The organism is Gemmatirosa kalamazoonensis (assembly GCF_000522985.1).
Classification (GTDB): domain Bacteria; phylum Gemmatimonadota; class Gemmatimonadetes; order Gemmatimonadales; family Gemmatimonadaceae; genus Gemmatirosa; species Gemmatirosa kalamazoonensis.
Genome location: NZ_CP007128.1, coordinates 1,081,643 through 1,101,083 on the forward strand (window position 1 = coordinate 1,081,643; position 19,441 = coordinate 1,101,083).

The window sequence follows — 19,441 nt, forward strand, 5'->3', positions numbered from 1 at the left end:
GAAGGGAGCGCACATGTCCGCCTTCCACGGCCTCGCCTACCGCGCCCGCATCCTGTGGCGCGCTCTGTTCGACCGGGACGCGTACCGCCGCGAGCTGAACGCGGAGCTGCAGCACCACCTCGATCTCGACGCGATGCACCACGGCCGCGCGGCGGCGCGCGCGCGCTTCGGCAATCCCACGCGGGTGCGCGAGCGGCTCGTCGACGGCACCGGCGTGAGCGCGGTCGACGCGCTGCGACAGGACGTGCGGTTCGCGTGGCGGACGCTGCGCGCGAGCCCGGGCTTCGCGCTCGTCGCCGTGCTCACGCTCGCCATCGGCATCGGCGCGAACACGGCGATCTTCAGCGCCGTGAACGCGCTGCTCGTGCGTCCGCTCCCCTTCCCCGCGCCGCGGGAGCTCATGCAGGTCGGGACGACGGCGCCCGCCGTGGGCGACCGGCCGGCGCGCGTCGACGGCATCTGGTCGTACCCCAAGTTCGTCGTCTTCCGCGACGCGCAGACGGTGTTCAAGGACCTCGCCGTGTGGACGGAGTGGCAGTCGACGCTGCGCGGCGAGGGAGAGGCGGAGCGGGTGAAGGGCGAGGTGGTCGGCGCGCGCTACCTCACGACGCTCGGCGTGCATCCCGCGCTCGGACGCAACTTCCTGCCCGAGGAGGACCGCGCGCCGAACGGTCCGCGCGTGGCGATCATCAGCGACGCGCTCTGGTCGCGCCGCTTCAACGCCGACCCGCACGTGCTCGGCCGCACGCTCGACGTCGACAACGAGCCGTTCACGATCGTCGGCGTGCTGCCGCGCGGGTTCCGCGGGCTCTCCGGCACGGCGGACCTGCTGATGCCGACGATGGCAGTGGATCCGAGCATGGTGACCGAGGCGTGGAACCACAGCTTCTCGCTCGTCGCGCGCGTGAAGCCGGGCGTGTCGTACGCACAGGTGGAGCGCGTCGTCGCGGCGTTGGGCAAGCGCGTCGACGCGGCGTACCCGGACCCGGGGAACCTCGGTGGCCACTGGGGCGCGGACGTGCGGCCGCTCGACCGCACGCGCGTCGATCCCGCGGTGCGCCGAGCGCTGCTCGTGCTGTCGGGCGCGGTGGGGCTCGTGCTGCTCATCGCGTGCGCGAACGTCGCGAACCTGCTGCTCGTGCGCGCGACGGGGCGGCGGCGGGAGATCGCCGTGCGGCTCGCGCTGGGCGCGGGGCGCGGGCGACTCGTGCGGCAGCTCGTCACGGAGAGCGTGCTGCTCGCGGCGGTGGGCGGCGTGGCGAGCCTGCTGCTCGCGTGGGTGGCGACGCGCGCGCTGTCGTCGATCGATCCGGCGAACGCGATGCGCGCCGGCCGCCTGGGCGGGCTCGGCGCGGTGTCGTTCACGTCGATCCGGCTCGACCTGCCGGCGCTCGCGTTCACGGCGGGGCTCGTGCTGCTCACCGGCGTGCTGTTCGGGCTCGTGCCCGCGCTCCAATCGACGCGGCCGTCGCTCACCGGCGCGCTGAAGGACGACGGCATGCGCGCGGGCTACGGCGCGCGTGCGCACGCCGGCCGCAGCGCGCTCGCCGTGTCGGAGATCGCGCTCGCGCTCGTGCTGCTCGCCGGCTCGGGGCTCATGCTGAAGAGCCTCGCGAAGCTGCTCGCGGTGAGCCCCGGCGTCGATCCGTCGCACCTGCTGGCGATGCGGCTCGGCAGCCGCGCCGGCATGGCGCGCGACTCGCTGCCGGCGTTCTACGACGTGGTGCTCGAGCGGCTCGCCGCGGTGCCGGGGGTGACGGGCGTCGCGCTCCAGGACTGTCCGCCGCTCAACGGCGGCTGCAACGGCACGGCCATGGTGCGCCGCGACCGCCCGGAGCCGGCCCCCGGCGAGGGACCCGACGTGGGCGTGCACTGGATCTCGCCGTCGTGGCCCACGGTGATGCGCACGCCGCTCGTGCGCGGCCGCCTGTTCGACCGCGGCGACCGCCGGGGCGCGCGCAAGGTGGTGCTGGTGAGCGAGACGGCGGCGCGCACGTTCTGGCCGAACGAGGATCCGTTAGGCAAGCCGGTGAGCGTCGGCCAGGGCGGCTTCTGGAAGGACACCGCGTACGTCGTGGGCGTCGTCGGCGACGTGCGCTACGAGACGCTCGACGCGCCGCCGAGGCCGGACGTGTACCTGTCGTATCTGCAGTCGCCGTCGCGCGCGATGCTCTACGTGCGCACGGCCGGCGACCCGCTCGCCGTGGCCGGCGCGGTGCGCCGCGCGGTGGCCGACGTGGCGCCCGACGCGCCGGTGTACGAGGTGCGCACGCTCGCCTCGCGGTTCGGCGACGCGCTCGCGTTCGCGCGGATGAGCGCCGTGCTGCTCGCGCTGTTCGCCGCGGTGGCGCTCGCGCTCGCGACGATCGGCGTGTACGGCGTGATCTCGTTCGCCGCGGCGGAGCGCACGCGCGAGATGGGCATTCGCGTGGCCCTCGGCGCGACGCGGCGCGACGTGGCGGGGCTCGTGTTCCGCCAGGGGCTCGCGATCGCGCTCGCCGGCGGCGCGATCGGTGTGCTCGGCGCGCTCGCGGCGACGCGCGTGCTGCGGTCGCTGCTCTACGACGTCGCGCCGTCCGACCCGGCGACGTTCGTCGGCGTCGGCGCGCTGCTGCTGGCGACCATCGCCCTCGCGAGCTGGACGCCGGCACGGCGCGCGGCGCGGGTGCCGCCAGCGCAGGTGTTGCGGGACGGCTGATGGGGCGGCGCTGCTGAGGCGGCGCTGGAGCGGCGCTGGACACGCGCGGTATCAGGGGCGCAGGTTCAGCGCCGCCGCCGTTTCAGCGCCGCCCTTCCAGAGCCGCCTCACCAGCGCCGCTCGTCCAGCGCCGCCTCATCAGCCCCAGCATGGAACGCCGCGACTTCCTCCTCGACCTCGCCCGCTGGGCCGCGCTCGCGGCGGCCGTGCCTAACGACTGGCGCGTGACGCGCCGCCCGACGCTCGCCGACGACCCGTTCATGCTCGGCGTCGCGTCGGGCGATCCGACGGCGGGGGGCGGCGTGCTGTGGACGAAGCTCGCGCCGCGGCCGCTCGATCCCGACGGCGGCATGGACGGGCAGCGCGTCGCCGTCGGCTGGGAGGTGGCGGAGGACGACGGGTTCCGCGCGATCGTGAAGCAGGGACGCGCGACGGCGGCCCCGGAGCTGGGCTACGCGGTGCACGTCGACGTCGACGGGCTCGCGCCGGGCCGCTGGTACGCGTACCGCTTCACCGCCGGCGGCGCGACGAGTCCCATCGGCCGGCTGCGCACGGCGCCCGCGTCGGGCACGGTCGCCCCGCTCCGCTTCGCATTCGCGTCGTGCCAGCACTACGAGCAGGGGCTGTTCACCGCGTACGGCCACATGGCGCGCGAGGAGCTCGACCTCGTCGCGCACCTCGGCGACTACATCTACGAGTACGGCGCCGCCGACGGACGCGTACGTCGCCACGAGGGGCCCGAGGTGCGCACGATCGACGGCTACCGGCGCCGCTACGCGCAGTACAAGAGCGACCCGCTGCTGCAGGCCGCGCACGCGCGGTGCCCGTGGATCGTGACGTGGGACGACCACGAGGTCGACAACAACTACGCGGGCAGCGTCGGCGAGAACGAGATGGAGTCGGAGGAGCAGATGCACGTGCGCCGCGCCGCCGCGTACCAGGCGTGGTGGGAGCATCAGCCCGTGCGCGTGCCGCGCGCGCGGTCGTGGGCCGACCTCACGATCACGCGCACGCTCGACTGGGGCGCCCTCGCGCGCGTGTGGGTGCTCGACGGTCGCCAGTACCGCAGCGATCAGCCGTGCGGCGACGGCACGAAGGTCGTGCCGTGCGGCGAGTGGGCCGACCCGTCGCGCACGATGCTCGGCGCGCGCCAGGAACGGTGGCTGTACGACGGACTCGCCGCCTCGCGCGCGCGATGGCAGGTGCTCGCGAACCAGGTGATGGTCGCGCCGTTCGACAGCGATCCCGGTGCGCCGGTGCGGCTGCCGCTCGACCAGTGGAGCGGCTATCCCGCGGCGCGCGATCGCCTGTTGGGCGCGATCGCCGAGCGGGCGCCGAACCGAACGGTGGTGATCACGGGCGACATCCACTCGCACTGGGTGAACGAGCTGCGCTCGAGCTTCGCGCGCCCCGACCGTCCGGTGGTGGCCGCCGAGTTCGTGGGGACGAGCATCACGTCCGGCGGCGACGGCGGCGAGGTGACGAACCTGCCGCAGATCCAGCACGAGAACCCGCACATCAAGTGGCACGCGAACCGGCGCGGCTACGTGGCGTGCACGGTGGACCCCGACGCGTGGACCGCGGAGTACCGCACGGTCCCCTACGTGAGCCGCCCCGACGCGCCGCTCGAGACGCCGGCGCGGTGGCGGCTCACGCGCGGGCGGGCGGGGATCGACGCTGTTTGAGGACGGTGCCGAGGGTAGTTGAGGACGCATCCTTTGCATTGCGTTACCATCAGCTCCATCGAACGCTCTTTGGAAACGCGCTCGATGGCACCGGTGGTAACGCAATGCAAAGGATGCGTCCCCTCACCGCCGCTCGAACCGCATCGCCTGCACGCCGCGCGTCGTGACCGTGAGCGCCGTCACCCGCCCCGATGCGTCACGCAGGAAGCGCACGCGCCCCGGGCCCGCGAAGCCGTCGCGGAACAGCGGCGTGAGCGGGATCGGGTCGCCGCGCGGCGGGACCACGGTGAGCCGGCCGTCGCGCACCGCCACGGTCCACGCGACGTTGGCCTCGTCGCTCGCGTAGCGGCCGGCATAGGCGCGCAACGCCGCCGCATCCAGCGTCGCGGCGGGCGGCATGCGCGTCAGGCGAGCCGGCGGCACGTCGGGCGCGAGCATGGTGAGCTCCGACGCGGAGACGCGGTACTCGATCCCGCTCACCGTGTCGGCGAAGCGGCCGGCGCCTAACGGCAGGAGCGCGCGCACGGCGCGTCCCGTCGCCGGCTGGGCGATCGCGAGCGTTCCCGGCACCGCGGCGAGACGCGTGAGGGCGAGCGCGCCGTCGGTGAACGTGCCGGCGTACGCGGCGAGCGCGTCGGCGCCCTCCGCCGACACGGCGCGCGCGACGAACGCGGCGCCGGGCCTCGCCGCGGGGGGGACGCCGTCGGCGTCGAGCCACAGGTCGGCGACGCGCAGCGCGAGCGCGCTCGGGTTGTCGGCGCCACCGGTATTGCAGATGACCGCGACGTCCACGCGCGGCAGGCGCAGGATCGATGCGCGGTAGCCGGCCCACGACCCGCCGTGCTCGACGCGCGTCACGCCGCGGTACTGGTCGACGAACAGCCCGAAGCCGTAGTGCGTCGGCGTGCCGTCGCCCAGCCGCCCCGACGTCTCCATGAGCCGCACGAGCGAGTCGCCGAGCACGCGCGGGTGGTCGAGCTCCGCGGCCCACTTCAGCAGATCGAGCACCGTCGTCTGCACGCCGCCGTCGCCGATCTGCTCCCAGTCGGACATCGCGATGGTCCACCGGCCGGAGTCGGCGCGGGCGTAGCCGGTGGCCTTGCGCGGGATCACCTCGCGCGCGTCGGTGAGGTAGTGCGTGTCGGCCATGCCTAACGGCGCGAACAGCCCCGTCGCGGCGACCGCGTCGAGCCCGCGTCCACCGGCGCGCCGCACGACCTCGCTCAGCAGGAAGTAGCCGGTGTTGCTGTACCGGAACGCGCTGTCGGGCGGGAAGTTCAGCGCGCGCACCCGCCGCAGCGCGTCCAGCGCGTCGCGGTCGGTCGTGTGGTCGCGGTCGTCCCATCCGGCGAACGACATGAGGTCGAGATAGTCGCGCCAGCCCGACGTGTGGTGCAGCAGCTGGCGCAGCGTGGTGTGGCCGAGGTCGGGCAGCTCGGGGATCCATCGCCGCACGTCGTCGTCGAGCGACAGCGTGCCGTCGCGCGCGAGCAGGAGCAGGCTCGCGGCGGTGAACTGCTTCGACACGGAGCCGATGTCGAACACGGTACGCGGTCCGATCGCGACGCCGTGCTCGATGGACGCGAGCCCGTAGCCCTTCGCGTACGCCACGCGCCCGTCGCGTCCCACGGCGAGCGCGCAGCCCGGCGCCGGCGCGGAGCCGCGGCGCGCGAGGATGGCGTCGACCTTCGTCGTGTCGACCCCCTGTGCGGCGGAGATGACCGGGCTGCCTAACAGCAGCAGCGCGGCGAGGCGATGGAGACGCATCGAGGTGGGCTCGGTTGGGGGAAGGAGAGCCGCAATAGTGCCTTCCGGCGCCTCGGTCCGGAATGACACCTTCCAGACGGACTCCTGCCCATCGTCACCGCCATGCGCCTCCATCGCCTCCTGCTCGCGCCGCTCTTCGTGCTGCCGGGTTTCCTCGGCGGCCAGCCCACGGACGCCTCGCGCTTCGCCGGACTCCACGTACGAGTTTGTATAGGACTGAAGAAGGACTGAAGGAGGACTGAAGAAGGAGCCTTTCAAGTGTCCTTCTTCAGTCCTCCTTCAGTCCTCCGGAAACACGTACGTGGAGCCCAGGATGGCGCGCCTCCACCGCGGCCCGCGCCGCACGCTCGCGCGCCGCCCAGTCGCCGCTGATCTCGACCACCTCCGCGCCTAACGCGTCGAGCGCCGCGCGGAACTCCGTGAACAGCGCGTCGCGCGCCTCGGGCGTGTCGCGCACGGCATCGGGCTCGAACGGGGTGTCGGGGACACAGAGCAGGTAGAGGTCCGCCCGCCGCGCGCGCGCAGCGGCCACGATCCATGCCGGACAGTCGCCATAGTAGTGCCGCGCGTACACGACGGTGCTCACGAGATCCGTGTCGTGCACGACGAGCGGCCGGCGGCGCGACTCGGCCTCGGCGCGAGCACGATCCTCGTTCGCGATCTGCCCGCGCGCGATCGGCTCGACGTCGTCCGGGCCCAGCGCCGGATGCGATTCCGCGTACTCGCGCGCGTACTCGTCGGACAGCGGCGCGTCGAGCGCGCGCGCGAGGATCCCGGCGAGCTCCGTCTTGCCGGTGGACTCGGGGCCCGTCAGCACCACTCTCACGGCGGCGGCGGTGGCGTGGCGGCGATGCGCTCGAGCGTCGGCTCGAGGTCCGGCGAGTCGGGGAGCGCGATGCCGAACGTGCGCTCGAGCGTGTCGCGGATCTCCGCCGCCGTCGTCAGCGTGCGCGACTCCGACGGCGCGCCCAGGCGGTGCGTGGTGAGCACGTTGTTGCGCAGCACGCGGCGGCCGCCGGGCTCCGGACGTCCGGCCAGGAGGTTGGAGAGGAACGACGACCGCGGGTTCGTGCACAGGTACCAGCTCGACATCTCGTAGTCGAGCTGGTGCTGCGGCTGCAGGTCGAAGCGGTAGAGCGGCCGCCACTCGCCGGCCACGCGCGCCTGCAGCGCGAGCTCGCGTCCGTCCTCGATCGGCACGAGCCGGAACGTCTCGTGCGGCGTCGGCTGCTCGACGTCGGGCACGAGCCGGAGCGGCGCGGTGAGCGTCAGCCCGCCGAAGCCGACGTCGGCGATGTGGTCGCCTTCGCGCAGGTGCACGAGGAGCAGCATGTGGCTGCGCGACGTGACGCCGCCGACCGACACGCTCGCGTTCCACAGCACGCGCCCGACGAGCGGCGTGACCCGGAACCCGAGCGCGCGGAGCGCGTGCAGCAGCAGGTGGTTGTGCTCGAAGCACCACCCGCCGCGCCCGCCGCGCACGAGCTTCGCCTGCAGCGCGTCGGCGTCGAGCGGCACCGGCCGGCGCAGCAGCGGGTCGAGCGTCTCGAACGGGATCGTCTGCGCGTGCGCGAGATGCACGGCGCGCAGCGTGTCGAGCGTCGGCGCGCGGTCGCCGGCGTGGCCGATGCGCGCGAGGTAGGCATCGAGATCGAAGGGTGTGTCCATGGTGCCTAACGCTGCGCGAACAGCGCGTTCATGTTCGCGATCGGCACGCCGGCGGCGAGCGCGTCGTAGGTGCCGGCACCCAGCACCTCCGTCGCCACGCGCCACGCCGCGCCGAGCGCCGCGCGCGCCACGCCGCCGCCGAGGCTCGCGCGGGCGACGCCGAGCGCGCGGAGCTCCGGGATCGACGGCATGCCCGGCCGCGCGATGACGTTGAGCGGCGCGTCGATCGCCGCGGCGAGACGACCGATGGTGTCCGCGTCGCCGACGCCGGGCACGAAGATCCCGTCGGCGCCGGCGCCGACGTACGCGCGCGCGCGGCGCACCGTCTCGTCGAACCGTGTGGCCGGGTCGCCGACGGCGAACAGGAACAGATCCACGCGCGCGTTGAGGAACAGCGGCACGCCCGCGACGTCGGCGGCGTCGCGCGCCGCGGCGACGCGCGCGGTCTGCGCGGCGAGGCCGGTGACGGCGCCCGGGCCCTCACCGTCCTCGAGGTTTATGCCGACCGCGCCGGCGTCGAGCACCGCGCGCACCGTCTCGGCCACGGCGCGTGGCGAGCCGTCGCCGTAGCCGCGCTCGACGTCGGCGGTGACCGGCACGGACACGGCGCGCGCGACGCGGCGCACGACGGCGAGCATCTCGTCGCGCGACAGCGCCTCGCCATCGGAGCGGCCGAGCGACCACGACGCGCCGGAGCTGGTGGTCGCGATCGCGCGCGCGCCCGCCTCGGCGATGACGCGCGCGCTGGCGGCATCCCACGCGTTAGGCAGCACGAGCACGTCGCCGCCGCGTGCGTGCAGCTTGCGGAACTGCTCGGCCGGTCCGGAGAGACTCATAGGGAAGCTCGCGCGAAGAGGAGTCTGCGTAATCTGCGTGATCTGCGGCCGACCGCTGTTAAGAACCGGTCGTCCGCGGATGACGCAGCTTCCGCAGATCTAGTCGTCCTCCAGCAGCTCGTCGAACGCTCGCGCCGCCGCGCTCGGCTCGCGCCCGACGAGGCGGAGCCGGGTGAGGGCGCGGCGCATGGCGAGGTCGGGGACGCGCACGAGGGCGACGCGGCCTAACGCGAGCTGGTCCGCCGCGGCGAGCCGCGACACGATCGCGAGGCCGAGCCCCGCAGCGACCGCCTGCGTCACCGCCGCGGTGCTGCCGAGCGTGAGGAGCCGTCGCGGCGCGACGCCCGCCGCGCGCAGCGCCGCCTCGGCCACGCGGCGCGTGCCGGAGCCGCGCTCGCGGGCGATGAAGGGCTCCGCGGCGAGCGCCTCGGGCGCGACGCGCCGCCGACGCGCGAGCGGGTGGTCGACCGGCGCGACGACGACGAGCGCGTCGTCGCGCCACGGCAGCACCTCGATCCGCGGATGCGCGACGGGCCCCTCGACGAGCGCGACGTCGAGCCGGCGCTGCACGAGCCGCCGCGCGACCGCGCGCGTGTTCGCCGTGGCGACGCGCAGCTCGACGCCCGGGTGGCGCGCGCGGAAGCGGCCGAGCAGACGCGGAAGCAGGTACGTCGCGATCGTCGTGCTCGCCCCGATGCGGAGCGTGCCCCCCTCGAGCCCGCGCAGCGCGCGCAGCTCCTCCTCCGCGCTCCGCTCGACGGCGAACAGCTCGCGCGCGCGGGCGTGCAGCACGGCGCCGGCATCGGTGAGGCGCACGCCGCGCGCGCCGCGCTCGAGGAGCGGCGCGCCGACCTGCCGCTCGATGCCGCGCACCGCCTTCGACACCGCCGGCTGGCTCAGATGCAGCGCGGCGGCCGCCTTGGTGAACCCGCGCTGGTCGGCGACCGCGGCGAACACGCGCAGGTAGTGGAGGTTGAGCGCCATAACCAATGGTAATGCGCCCATGAGTCGAATGTCTTGGACTCATGACCCGCGACCGGCGATCGTTCGGGACCGCCATGACCACCATCGTCGCCGAAGAGTCGCCGTCGTACCCTGCTCCACTGCTCCCCGGGCTCGCCCTCACCGCCGCCATCGGCGTCGCGTCGTGGGCGATCGCGTGGGTCGAGCAGCGCGCGTTCGGGCATCCCGTCGTCGAGGCGCTCGTCGTCGCGATCCTGCTCGGCATGGTGGTGCGCACCCTGCGCGCGCCGAGTGCCCGCGCCGCGGCGGGGGTGCGCTTCGCCGCCAAGGAGCTGCTCGAGGCGGCGGTGTTCCTGCTCGGCGCGTCGGTGGATCTGCCGCTGCTCGTGCGCGCGGGGCCCGCGCTCGCCGTCGGCATCGTGCTGCTCGTCGTGCTCGGCCTCGCGTGCAGCTACGCGCTCGGCCGCACGCTCGGCCTCCCGCGGCGGCTCGCGGTGCTCGTCGCGTGCGGCAACTCGATCTGCGGCAACTCGGCCATCGCCGCCGTGGCGCCGGTGATCGACGCGGAGCCGGAGCACGTCGCGACGGCGATCGCGTTCACCGCGGTGCTCGGCGTGTGCGTGGTGCTGGGCCTGCCGCTGCTCGTGCGGCCCCTCGGCCTGTCGCTCTACCAGTACGGCGTGCTCGCCGGGCTCACCGTGTACGCGGTGCCGCAGGTGCTCGCCGCGGCGTTCCCGGTGAGCGTGCTCTCGGGGCAGGTGGGCACGCTCGTGAAGCTCGTGCGCGTGCTGATGCTCGGGCCCGTGGTGCTGTTCTTCGCCGTGCGCCACCGCGGCGAGCGCGGCGAGCGTGGCACGCTCCGCATCGGACAGCTCGGGCGCCTCGTGCCGTGGTTCATCGTCGGCTTCCTCGCGCTCGCCGCGCTCCGCGCGCTCGGCCTCGTGCCGCCGCCGATGGCGGACGTGGCGAAGTCGTTCTCCGGCTGGCTCACGATCGCCGCGATGGCCGCGCTCGGCCTCGGCGTCGACGTGCGCGCCGTCTCGCGCGTGGGGCGGCCGGTGGTGCTGACGGTGACGGGATCGCTCGCCGTGCTCGTGGTGCTGAGCGTGACGCTGATCCGCGTGCTCGCGATCCGGTGACGAACGGGGATTGACGGCGCGCCCGGCGCGGGACCAACTATACCGCGCGACGGTATATTCACCCGCTCCCGCGGACCCGTGGGCGACGCGCCGCTCTCCACGCCGGTGTTCCAGATCCTGCTGTCGCTCGCCGACGCGGATCTGCACGGCTACGCCATCATCCAGGACGTCGCCGCGCGCACGGATGGCGACGTGCGGCTCACCGCGAGCACGCTCTACGCCGCCGTGAAGCGGCTGCTCGACGCGGACTGGATCGAGGAGCTCGCGCCGCGCGAGCGGCCGCCGGACGACGACGCGCGGCGCCGCTACTACCGCCTCACGCCGTCGGGCCGCCGCGCGGTGCGCACGGAGGCGCGCCGCCTCGAGCGGCTCACCGCGATGGCGCGGGCGAAGCGCGTGCTGCCGCCGCTCCGGCCGGGGGACACGTGAGCGCGCGCGTGTATCGGGTGCTGCTCGCGCTGCTGCTGCCCGCGCGCTTCCGCCGCCGGTTCGGCGACGAGATGGCGCTCGTGTTCGCCGAGCTGTGCGCGGCGTCGCGCGGCCCGTTAGGCGGCCTGCGCGCGCTCGCCGCCGAGCTCCCGCCGCTGCTGTCGCTCGCGCTGCGCGAGCGCCGCGCCGAGTGGCGGTCCACCGACCGAGGAGACTCCACCATGACCGACCGCGCGCGGCAGGATCTCCGCTTCGCGTGGCGCGCGCTGCGCCGGAGCCCCGGCTTCGCGCTCGTCGCGGCGCTCACGCTGGCGTTGGGCGTCGGCGCGAACACGGCCATCTTCAGCGTCGTGCGCGGCGTGCTGCTCAAGCCGCTCGCGCTGCGCGCGCCGGAGCAGCTCGTGGACGTGGCCGAGTCGCGCGGCGGCCCGAACGACCTCGCGGAGACGACGCCGGGCAGCTTCGCGGACTGGCGACGGCAGGCCGCGTCGCTGCGCCTCGCCGGCTACTCGACCGCCGACGCCACGCTCACGGGGCTCGGCGACGCCGAGCGGCTGCCGGGTGCGATCACGGTGGGCGGGCTGTTCGAGCTGCTGGGCGTCCCGGCGCTCGTCGGCCGCGCGCTCACCGAGGCGGACGACGCACCCGGCGCGGCGCCGGTCGTCGTGCTGAGCCACGCCGAGTGGCAGCGGCTGTTCGGCGGCGACCGCGCCGCGATGGGCCGCGCGCTCGTGCTCGACGGCACCGCGTACACGATCGTGGGCGTGATGCCGCCGAGCTTCCGCTTCCCGAGCGGCGGCACGGCGTACTGGATGCCGGCGCGCTTCTCGGCGGAGATGCGCGCGAACCGCGATCAGTACTTCGTCGCCGTGGTCGGTCGCCTCCGACCGGGCGCGACGCTGGAGACGGCGCGCGCGGAGCTGGCCACGATCGCCGCGCGGCAGCGGCGCGCGTGGCCGCAGTACGACGCGGACCTGCGCATCGTCGCGCGGCCGCTGCTCGACACCGTCGTCGCCGGAGCGCGCACGCGGCTGCTCGTGCTCATGGCGTCGGTCGGCTGCGTGCTGCTCATCACGTGCGCGAACCTCGGCAACCTGCTGCTCGCGCGCGCCACCGCGCGGCGCCGCGAGTTCGCCGTGCGGCGCGCGGTCGGCGCGGGGACGAGGCGACTCGTCCGGCAGCTGTTCACCGAGAGCCTGCTGCTCGCGCTCGTCGGCGGCGCGCTCGGCGCGGTCGTGGGGCGCGCGTTCCTCGCGCTGCTGCTCGCCGCGCGCGCGACGACGCACCTGCCGCGGGCCGACGAGATCCGGCTCGATCTGCCGGTGCTGGCGTTCACGTTGGGCGTGTCGGCGCTCGCCGGGCTGTGCTTCGGCTCCGTGCCCGCGTGGCAGCTCGCGCGTACGCGCTCGCTGGAAGCGCTGCGCCAGGGCACGCGCGGGAGCGCGGGACGCGAGTGGACGCGGCGCGCGCTCGTCGTCTCGGAGCTCGCGCTCGCGATGATGCTGCTCACCGGCGCGGGGCTGCTGCTCCGCTCCTTCGCGCAGCTGCAGCGCGTGGACCCCGGCTTCGCGGCGACGCGGCTGCTCACGTTCGACGCGGCGCGCGGCGACGTGCGCGCGGACAACGCGGCGTTCTTCGCGGCGGCGCTCGAGCGCGTGCGCGCGCTCCCCGGCGTGCGCGCGGCGGCGCTCGTGAGCCAGCTTCCGGTGACGGGCCGCGGCATCGGCGCGTGGTTCAACCGCCTGGACCGGCCGACGCCTCCCGGCCGCAAGCCGGAGGGCGAGGCGTACCGCGTGGTGTCGCCGGAGTACTTCACGACGATCGGGCTGCCGCTGCGGCGCGGTCGTTCGTTAGGCACGAGCGACACGCGCGACCGGCCCGCGGTGGTGATCAACGAGGCGCTGGCGCGGAAGTACTACCCGGGCGAGGACCCCATCGGCAAGGAGATCTACCTCGGCGCGCCGGACAACCGGCTGTTCGACCGCGCGCCGATCGTCGGCGTGGTGGGCGACACGCACGACGCGGGGCTCGGCGCGGCGCCGCTCCCCACGGTCTACATCCCGCACGCGGTGATGCGTGCGTGGCCGTCGTTCTCGTTCGTGGTGCGCACCGCGGGCGCCCCGGAGACGGCCGCGTCGGCGGCGCGCGCGGCGATCCGCGCGCTGGATCCGTCGGTGCCGGTGCGCGACGTGCGCGCGATCGACGACGTGCTGTCCGAATCGGTCGCGCCGGCACGGTGGTCGATGATGCTGATGACCGTGTTCGCGGCGGTCGCGCTGACGGTGGCGGCGCTCGGCGTGTTCGGCGTGCTGTCGTTCCTCGTCGCGCAGCGGCGCCGGGAGCTCGGCATCCGCATGGCGCTGGGCGCCGCGCCGCGTGCGCTCCGGCGCATGGTGCTCGGCCAGGGACTCGTGCTCGTGCTCGCGGGGCTCGGGCTCGGCGTGGTCGGCGCGCTCGCGCTGTCGCGCTTCATGACGACGCTGCTCTACGGCGTGACGCCCACCGACGCCGCGACGTACGCCGGCGTCGCCGTGCTGCTCGTGCTCATCGCGGTCGTCGCGAGCTGGCTCCCCGCGCGCCACGCCACGCACGTCGACCCGATCGTGGTGCTGCGCTCGGACTGACATCGCCCCTTGTGTGCGGCTCACGTTCCGGCGAAATAGCGCGAGCCCCGCCGAGACGTGACGATGACGACGAGCTCCCGAGATACACCTGTCGAGCGGGCCGCACCGCTCGCGGAGCGCCTGCTCGCGCCGCTCGCACGCTTCGCCGGAAGTGCGTCGGGAGGCGGCGTCGTGCTGCTCGCCGTGACGGCGGTCGCGCTCGCATGGGCCAACTCGCCGTGGGCCGGCGCGTACCACCACCTGTGGGAGACACCGATCGCGCTGACGCTCGGCACGCACACGTTCCGCGCGACGCTGCACTATCTGATCAACGACGGCCTGATGGCCGTGTTCTTCTTCGTCGTCGGCCTCGAGATCAAGCGCGAGGTGCTCGCCGGCGAGCTCGCGACGCTGCGCACCGCGGCGCTGCCGATGATCGCGGCACTCGGCGGCATGGTGGTGCCGGCGGCGCTGTACACGCTCGTCGCGCACGGGACGCCGGCCGCGGCGGGCTGGGGGGTGCCGATGGCCACCGACATCGCCTTCGCGCTCGGCGCGCTCGCGCTGATCGGGCGCGGGCTGCCGACCGGCCTGCGCGTGTTCCTCGCGGCGCTCGCCGTCGTCGACGACCTCGGCGCGGTGCTCGTGATCGCCGTCTTCTACTCCGGCGGCGTCTCGTGGGGCGCGCTCGCCAGCGCGGCGGCGATCCTCGTGGCGGCGCTCGCCTGCAACCGCGCCGGCGTGCGACGGCCGTGGGCGTACGGTGCGCTCGGCATCACGCTCTGGTGCGCCATGATCGCCTCGGGCGTGCACGCGACGATCGCCGGCGTGCTGCTCGCGCTCACGATCCCGGCGCGCACGCGCGTCGACGAGCCGGTGTTCCTCGCCGGCGCGCGCCGCGCCCTCGACGACTTCGACGCGGCGGCGATGGTCACGGCGGCGGATCCCGACACGACGGTGCTCTCCAACACCGCGCACCACGCTGCGATCGAGGAGCTGGAGACGCTGTGCGACCACGCGCAGCCGCCGCTCGTCCGCATCGAGCACGCGCTGCACGGCCCGGTCACGTTCGGCGTGATGCCGATCTTCGCGCTCTCCAACGCCGGCGTGTCGCTGGACGCCGCGGCGCTCGGCGCCGCCGTCGCGAGCCCCGCGGCCATCGGTGCGGCGCTCGGCCTCGTCGTCGGCAAGCCGTTAGGCATCACGCTCTTCTCGTGGCTCGCCGTGCGGGCCCGGGTCGCGGCGCTGCCGGCGGGGGTGACGTGGGGCGCGCTCACGGGCGTCGGCTTCCTCGGCGGGATCGGCTTCACGATGGCGCTGTTCATCGCCGCGCTGGCGTTCCCCGACTCGCCGCTGCTCGAAGCGGCGAAGACGGGCGTGCTCGTCGCCTCGCTCGGCGCCGGGGTGACCGGCGTGGTGCTGCTCCGCCGACGGAGCGGCGTCGGGGCATGAGCGGCGAGCCGCACCTCGGCGTCACGCTCGTCCTGCTGTTCGTCGTCGCGACCATCGTCGCGCTCGTCGCGCGACGCGTGCGCGTGCCGTACACCGTGGCGCTTGTCATCGCCGGGCTCGGGCTCGGCGCCACGCACGTCATCGAGGCGCCGCCGCTGACGAAGGAGCTGCTGTTCACGCTGTTCCTTCCCGGGCTGCTGTTCGAGGCCGCGTTCCACCTCGAGTGGCGCGAGTTCTGGCACGACCGCGTGACGCTCGTGGCGCTCGCCGTGCCCGGCGTCGTCGCCGCGATGGCGGTCATCGGCGTCGCGCTCGTGCCGACGATGCGCCTGCTCGGCGTCGACGGCGGGACGACCGCGGCGCTCGGCACGCACGCCGTGCTGCTGTTCGCGGCGCTCATCTCGGCCACCGACCCCGTCGCCGTCGTCGCGCTGTTCCGCGCGCTTGCCGCGCCGCGCCGGCTCACCGTGGTCGTGGAGGGGGAGAGCCTGCTGAACGACGGCACGGCGATCATCTTCTTCACGCTCGCGTTAGGCGCGCTCGCCGGACCGGTGTCGTTAGGCGGGCTCGCGCTCGACTTCCTCTACGTCGTCGGCGTCGGCGTCGTGGTCGGCGGGGCGACCGGCGTGGCCGGGGCGGAGCTGATCCGGCGCGTCGACGAGCCGATGCTCGAGATCATGGTGACGACGATCGTCGCCTACGGCTCGTTCATCGCCGCCGACGAGCTGCGCGCGTCGGGCGTCATCGCCACGGTCACCGCCGGCATGCTGGGCGGCAGCCGCGTGGGGCGGCGCGGCCTCTCGGCGCCGGCGCGCGTCGCCGTCGTCACGTTCTGGGAGTACGTCGCGTTCGCGCTGAACTCCGTCGTCTTCCTGCTCATCGGACTCGTCGTACGCGTGCCCGCGCTGCTCGCGTCGTGGCGCGCGATCGTCGCCGCGTATCTCGTCGTCACGGCGAGCCGCGGCATCGTCACGTGGGCGCTCGCGCGGCTCCTGCCGAAGCGCCTCGAGCTGCCGAGCGGCTGGACGCCGCTGCTCGCGTGGGGCGGGCTGCGCGGCGCGCTGTCGATGGTGCTCGCGCTCGCGATCCCGGAGCTCGTCGGCGCGCGCGACACGCTCGTCACCATCACGTTCGGCGTCGTCATCCTGTCGATCCTGCTGCAGGGCGCCACGATCGGCCCGGCGCTGCGATGGCTCGGCGTAGCCCGCGAGTCGTCGCACGACTCGCCGTACGCCGTCACGCGCGGCGCGCTCATCGCCGCCCACGCCGCGCTGCAGGAGCTCGAGCGCACCACCGGGGGCGGCCACGACGGCGATGCGACCGCCGCCGAGCATCACGCGCTCGCCGAGGAAGCGATCGGCCACGTGCGGCGCGCGGAGGGAGAGCTCGCCGCGGCGCTCGATCGCGCGCCGACGCGTGGCGTGCCGCACACTCGCGACGACGGTTGACCCGCGGTCGTGGCGCCGGTGGTCTAGTTGGTGCTACCGCCGGCACGACCGACAGGCGGTGCCGCATGCGCAAGGCAGACCAGGAATCGACCGCGTCACCGGCGTCCGCGCCGGGCCAGGCACCCGCCGCCGCGGCGGGTCAGACGGACGATGTGGAGCGGCCGCGCGCGCTGCCCACGTCCGCGGAGCCCATCGGAGAGCCGTCGGCCGGCACCGTCCCGCCCGTGACGCCCGCCGAGGCGCTGCGCGTGATCGCCGACGCGAGCGCCGCGCTCGCCGACTCGCTCGAGCTCGACGACGTCCTCGCCGCCGTCGGCCGGCTCGCCGTCCCGCGCTTCGCCGACGTGTGCGTGCTCGACCTCGCGGCCGGCAGCGCCGGCGAGCCCGCGCGCCGCGCCGTCATGGCGAGCGCGTTCGACGCCGAGCGGGAGGCGATGGTGCGCGACTACCTCGCGCGTCATCCGGCCGGTGAGCTCGACCCGGAGCGTGCGCGCCGCCTCGCCGACGGCGAGCCGGTGCTGCTGCGCGACCTGGACGACGCGCACTATCGAATCACGGCGCGCACGCCCGAGCAGCTCGCGCTGCTGCGCCGCTTCCACCCGCGCGACGTGGTGGTGGCGCCGCTCCGCGCGAGCGGACGCGCGATCGGCGCGATGAGCCTCACCAGCACCACGCCGCACGCGCCGTCGGCGGCGGAGGTGGCGCTCGTGCAGGAGCTCGCGCACCGCGTCGCGCAGGCGGTGCTGAACGCGCAGCTGTACGCGGCGGCGCGTCGCAGCGAGACGCGGCTCGCCCTCGCGCTCGAGGGCGCGGCGCAGGGGTTCTGGGACTGGGATCTCGCGGCCGGCCGCCTGTGGGTCGATCGGCAGCTGTGCGCGATGCTCGGACGCAAGCCGGAGGAGTTCCGCGAGGATCCCGAGGCGTGGACGCGCTTCATGCACCCCGACGACCTGCCACGTGCGCGCGCCGCGCTGCTCGATCATCTCGCCGCGCGCACGCCGGCGTTCGAGTCGGAGCACCGGATGCTGCACGCCGACGGGAGCTGGCGGTGGATCCTCGCGCGCGGCCGGGTGATGGAGCGCGACGGCGCGGGCGCACCGCTGCGTCTCACCGGCACGCACACCGACGTCACCGCGCGCCGACAGGCGGCCGAGTCGCGCGAGATCCTCGCCCGCACCGTGGAGGCGAGCGCCGACGTCGTGAAGATCTTCGACCCCGACGGCCGCGTGCGCTACGTGAACCCCGCCGGCCTGCGCCTGCTCGGCGCGGCGAGCCTCGACGCGGTGCGCGGGCTCGCGGCGGAGGAGCTGGTGGTGCCGGAGGACCGCGCGCGCGTGGAACAGGCGCGTCGCGACCTGCTGGAGGGGCCGGGCACGTGGCGCGGCGACTATCGGCTCCGCCCGTTCGACGGCCGGCCGCCGGTGCACATCGACGCGTTCGGGTTCACGGTGCGCGATCCGGACACCGGCGAGGTGGCGGCGGTGGCGTGCGTCGCCCGCGACCTCACCGAGCACGACGCCGCGGCCCGCGAGCGCGAGCGGCTCGCCGAGCAGGCGCGCCACGCGCAGCGCATCGAGAGCCTCGGCGTGCTCGCCGGCGGCGTGGCGCACGACTTCAACAACCTGCTCACCGTCATCCTCAGCACGCTCGATCTCGTGCGCGCCGACCTCCCGCGGTCGCACCGCGTGCAGGCCGACATCGACGTGATGCGCACGGCGGCGATGCGCGCGAGCCAGCTCACGCGGCAGCTCCTCGCGTTCAGCCGGCGGCAGGTGATGGAGTCGAAGCTGCTCGACCTCAACGCGGTGGTGACGGAGTCCGAGCGGCTGCTGCGCCGTCTCGTCGGCGAGCGGATCGCGCTCGACGTCTCGCTCGCGCCGCAGCCGCTGCACGTGCGCGCCGACCCCGTGCAGCTCGAGCAGGTGCTCGTGAACCTCGTGGTGAACGCGCGCGATGCGGTGGCCGAGCGCCCCGACCGCGCCGACGGCTCGGTGACGGTGGAGACGGCGATGACGACGCTCGCCCCCGACGCCGCCGCGCGGCTCGGCCTCCCGGTCGGGCGCTACGCGTGCCTCACCGTGCGCGACACCGGCGTGGGGATGGACGAGGCGACGCGGCAGCACGCGTTCGAGCCGTTCTTCACGACGAAACCGTTAGGCCGGGGGACGGGGCTCGGGCTCGCGATGGTGTACGGCATCGTCACGCAGTCCGGCGGGACGGTGCGCGTGGAGAGCGCGCCCGGGCGCGGGAGCACGTTCCGCGCGCTGCTGCCGTGGGCCGACGAGATCGTGGAGCGCGCGCCGACGACGGAGAGCGCCGCGGCGCCGCGCGGGCGCGAGACCGTGCTGCTCGTGGAGGACGAGGCCGCGGTGCGCGGCATCGCGCGCCGCATCCTGGAGCGCGCCGGCTACACCGTGTACGAGGCGCGCCACGGCGCCGACGCGCTGCTCGTGTGGCGCGAGCAGGGCGGCGCGCGCGGCAAGATCGACGTGCTGCTCACCGACATCCGCATGCCGGAGCTCGACGGGCGCGAGCTCGCCGCCGCGCTGCGTCGCGAGCGGCCCGGGCTCCCGGTGGTGTACGTCTCCGGCTACGCGGAGCCCGAGCCGTCGCGCGACACGCGCGACGCGCGCGACGCGCGGCCGGCGCGCGATGGTGAGCGGTTCGTGGCGAAGCCGTTCGTCGCGCCGGATCTGCAGCGCGCGCTGCGGCAGGTGCTCGACGCGGCGGAGAACGCGGCCTGACGGCGGCCG

13 protein-coding genes are annotated in these 19,441 nt (G+C 74.9%); 8 read left to right on the top strand and 5 right to left on the bottom strand.

Features of this window, described 5'->3' with window-relative positions:
• Positions 1–13 precede the first annotated feature (13 nt).
• Both J421_RS04740 and J421_RS04745 read left to right on the top strand, forming a co-directional pair.
• The gene (locus J421_RS04740; RefSeq protein ID WP_025410022.1) at positions 14–2,698 is read left to right on the top strand and encodes an ABC transporter permease; all 2,685 of its coding nucleotides are present in this window, start codon (positions 14–16) and stop codon (positions 2,696–2,698) included.
• Between the two features lie 149 nt (positions 2,699–2,847).
• On the top strand, positions 2,848–4,383 hold the full coding sequence (locus tag J421_RS04745; protein WP_025410023.1) for an alkaline phosphatase D family protein: 1,536 nt from the start codon (positions 2,848–2,850) through the stop codon (positions 4,381–4,383).
• A gap of 123 nt (positions 4,384–4,506) precedes the next feature.
• Here J421_RS04745 and J421_RS04750 read toward each other — a convergent pair whose 3' ends face one another.
• The 5 genes from J421_RS04750 to J421_RS04770 form a co-directional block, all read right to left on the bottom strand.
• Entirely contained in the window at positions 4,507–6,150 is a 1,644-nt protein-coding gene (locus tag J421_RS04750) for a serine hydrolase (protein WP_025410024.1), read from the bottom strand.
• Between the two features lie 268 nt (positions 6,151–6,418).
• The gene (locus J421_RS04755; protein ID WP_025410025.1) at positions 6,419–6,976 is read right to left on the bottom strand and encodes an AAA family ATPase; all 558 of its coding nucleotides are present in this window, start codon (positions 6,974–6,976) and stop codon (positions 6,419–6,421) included.
• The gene (locus J421_RS04760; RefSeq protein WP_025410026.1) at positions 6,973–7,818 is read right to left on the bottom strand and encodes an arylamine N-acetyltransferase family protein; all 846 of its coding nucleotides are present in this window, start codon (positions 7,816–7,818) and stop codon (positions 6,973–6,975) included. The genes J421_RS04755 and J421_RS04760 overlap by 4 nt, the downstream gene beginning before the upstream one ends.
• 5 nt (positions 7,819–7,823) lie before the next feature.
• Complete coding sequence (locus tag J421_RS04765; protein ID WP_025410027.1) at positions 7,824–8,654, bottom strand: isocitrate lyase/PEP mutase family protein; 831 nt, start codon at positions 8,652–8,654, stop codon at positions 7,824–7,826.
• Positions 8,655–8,753: 99 nt separating this feature from the next.
• Positions 8,754–9,638 (bottom strand): LysR substrate-binding domain-containing protein, encoded by an 885-nt coding sequence (locus J421_RS04770; protein ID WP_025410028.1) that lies wholly within the window; start codon positions 9,636–9,638, stop codon positions 8,754–8,756.
• Positions 9,639–9,712: 74 nt separating this feature from the next.
• On the opposite strand from J421_RS04770, the gene J421_RS04775 reads away from it, so the two are divergent.
• The 6 genes from J421_RS04775 to J421_RS04805 all read left to right on the top strand — a co-directional run bounded on the left by J421_RS04775 (position 9,713) and on the right by J421_RS04805 (position 19,432).
• Positions 9,713–10,756 (top strand): YeiH family protein, encoded by a 1,044-nt coding sequence (locus J421_RS04775; RefSeq protein ID WP_025410029.1) that lies wholly within the window; start codon positions 9,713–9,715, stop codon positions 10,754–10,756.
• A gap of 78 nt (positions 10,757–10,834) precedes the next feature.
• Positions 10,835–11,185, top strand: a complete 351-nt coding sequence (locus J421_RS04780; protein WP_025410030.1) for a PadR family transcriptional regulator — start codon at positions 10,835–10,837, stop codon at positions 11,183–11,185.
• Entirely contained in the window at positions 11,182–13,809 is a 2,628-nt protein-coding gene (locus tag J421_RS04785) for an ABC transporter permease (protein ID WP_104022255.1), read from the top strand. The genes J421_RS04780 and J421_RS04785 overlap by 4 nt, the downstream gene beginning before the upstream one ends.
• Before the next feature lie 63 nt (positions 13,810–13,872).
• On the top strand, positions 13,873–15,240 hold the full coding sequence (nhaA, locus tag J421_RS04790) for a Na+/H+ antiporter NhaA (protein ID WP_104023026.1): 1,368 nt from the start codon (positions 13,873–13,875) through the stop codon (positions 15,238–15,240).
• Complete coding sequence (locus J421_RS04795; RefSeq protein ID WP_025410033.1) at positions 15,237–16,688, top strand: cation:proton antiporter; 1,452 nt, start codon at positions 15,237–15,239, stop codon at positions 16,686–16,688. Before nhaA ends, J421_RS04795 begins: the two co-directional genes overlap by 4 nt.
• A 65-nt stretch (positions 16,689–16,753) precedes the next feature.
• Entirely contained in the window at positions 16,754–19,432 is a 2,679-nt protein-coding gene (locus J421_RS04805) for a PAS domain-containing protein (protein ID WP_025410034.1), read from the top strand.
• The last annotated feature ends 9 nt before the right edge of the window (positions 19,433–19,441 follow it).

Bases quoted from the DNA above. Each gene is read 5' to 3' on its own strand.
- J421_RS04795 (WP_025410033.1), top strand. From the start codon at position 15,237: ATGAGCGGCGAGCCGCACCTCGGCGTCACGCTCGTCCTGCTGTTCGTC.
- J421_RS04805 (WP_025410034.1), top strand. From the start codon at position 16,754: ATGCGCAAGGCAGACCAGGAATCGACCGCGTCACCGGCGTCCGCGCCG.
- nhaA (WP_104023026.1), top strand. From the start codon at position 13,873: ATGACGACGAGCTCCCGAGATACACCTGTCGAGCGGGCCGCACCGCTC.
- J421_RS04770 (WP_025410028.1), bottom strand. From the start codon at position 9,638: ATGGCGCTCAACCTCCACTACCTGCGCGTGTTCGCCGCGGTCGCCGAC.
- J421_RS04760 (WP_025410026.1), bottom strand. From the start codon at position 7,818: ATGGACACACCCTTCGATCTCGATGCCTACCTCGCGCGCATCGGCCAC.
- J421_RS04740 (WP_025410022.1), top strand. From the start codon at position 14: ATGTCCGCCTTCCACGGCCTCGCCTACCGCGCCCGCATCCTGTGGCGC.
- J421_RS04750 (WP_025410024.1), bottom strand. From the start codon at position 6,150: ATGCGTCTCCATCGCCTCGCCGCGCTGCTGCTGTTAGGCAGCCCGGTC.
- J421_RS04745 (WP_025410023.1), top strand. From the start codon at position 2,848: ATGGAACGCCGCGACTTCCTCCTCGACCTCGCCCGCTGGGCCGCGCTC.
- J421_RS04775 (WP_025410029.1), top strand. From the start codon at position 9,713: ATGACCACCATCGTCGCCGAAGAGTCGCCGTCGTACCCTGCTCCACTG.
- J421_RS04765 (WP_025410027.1), bottom strand. From the start codon at position 8,654: ATGAGTCTCTCCGGACCGGCCGAGCAGTTCCGCAAGCTGCACGCACGC.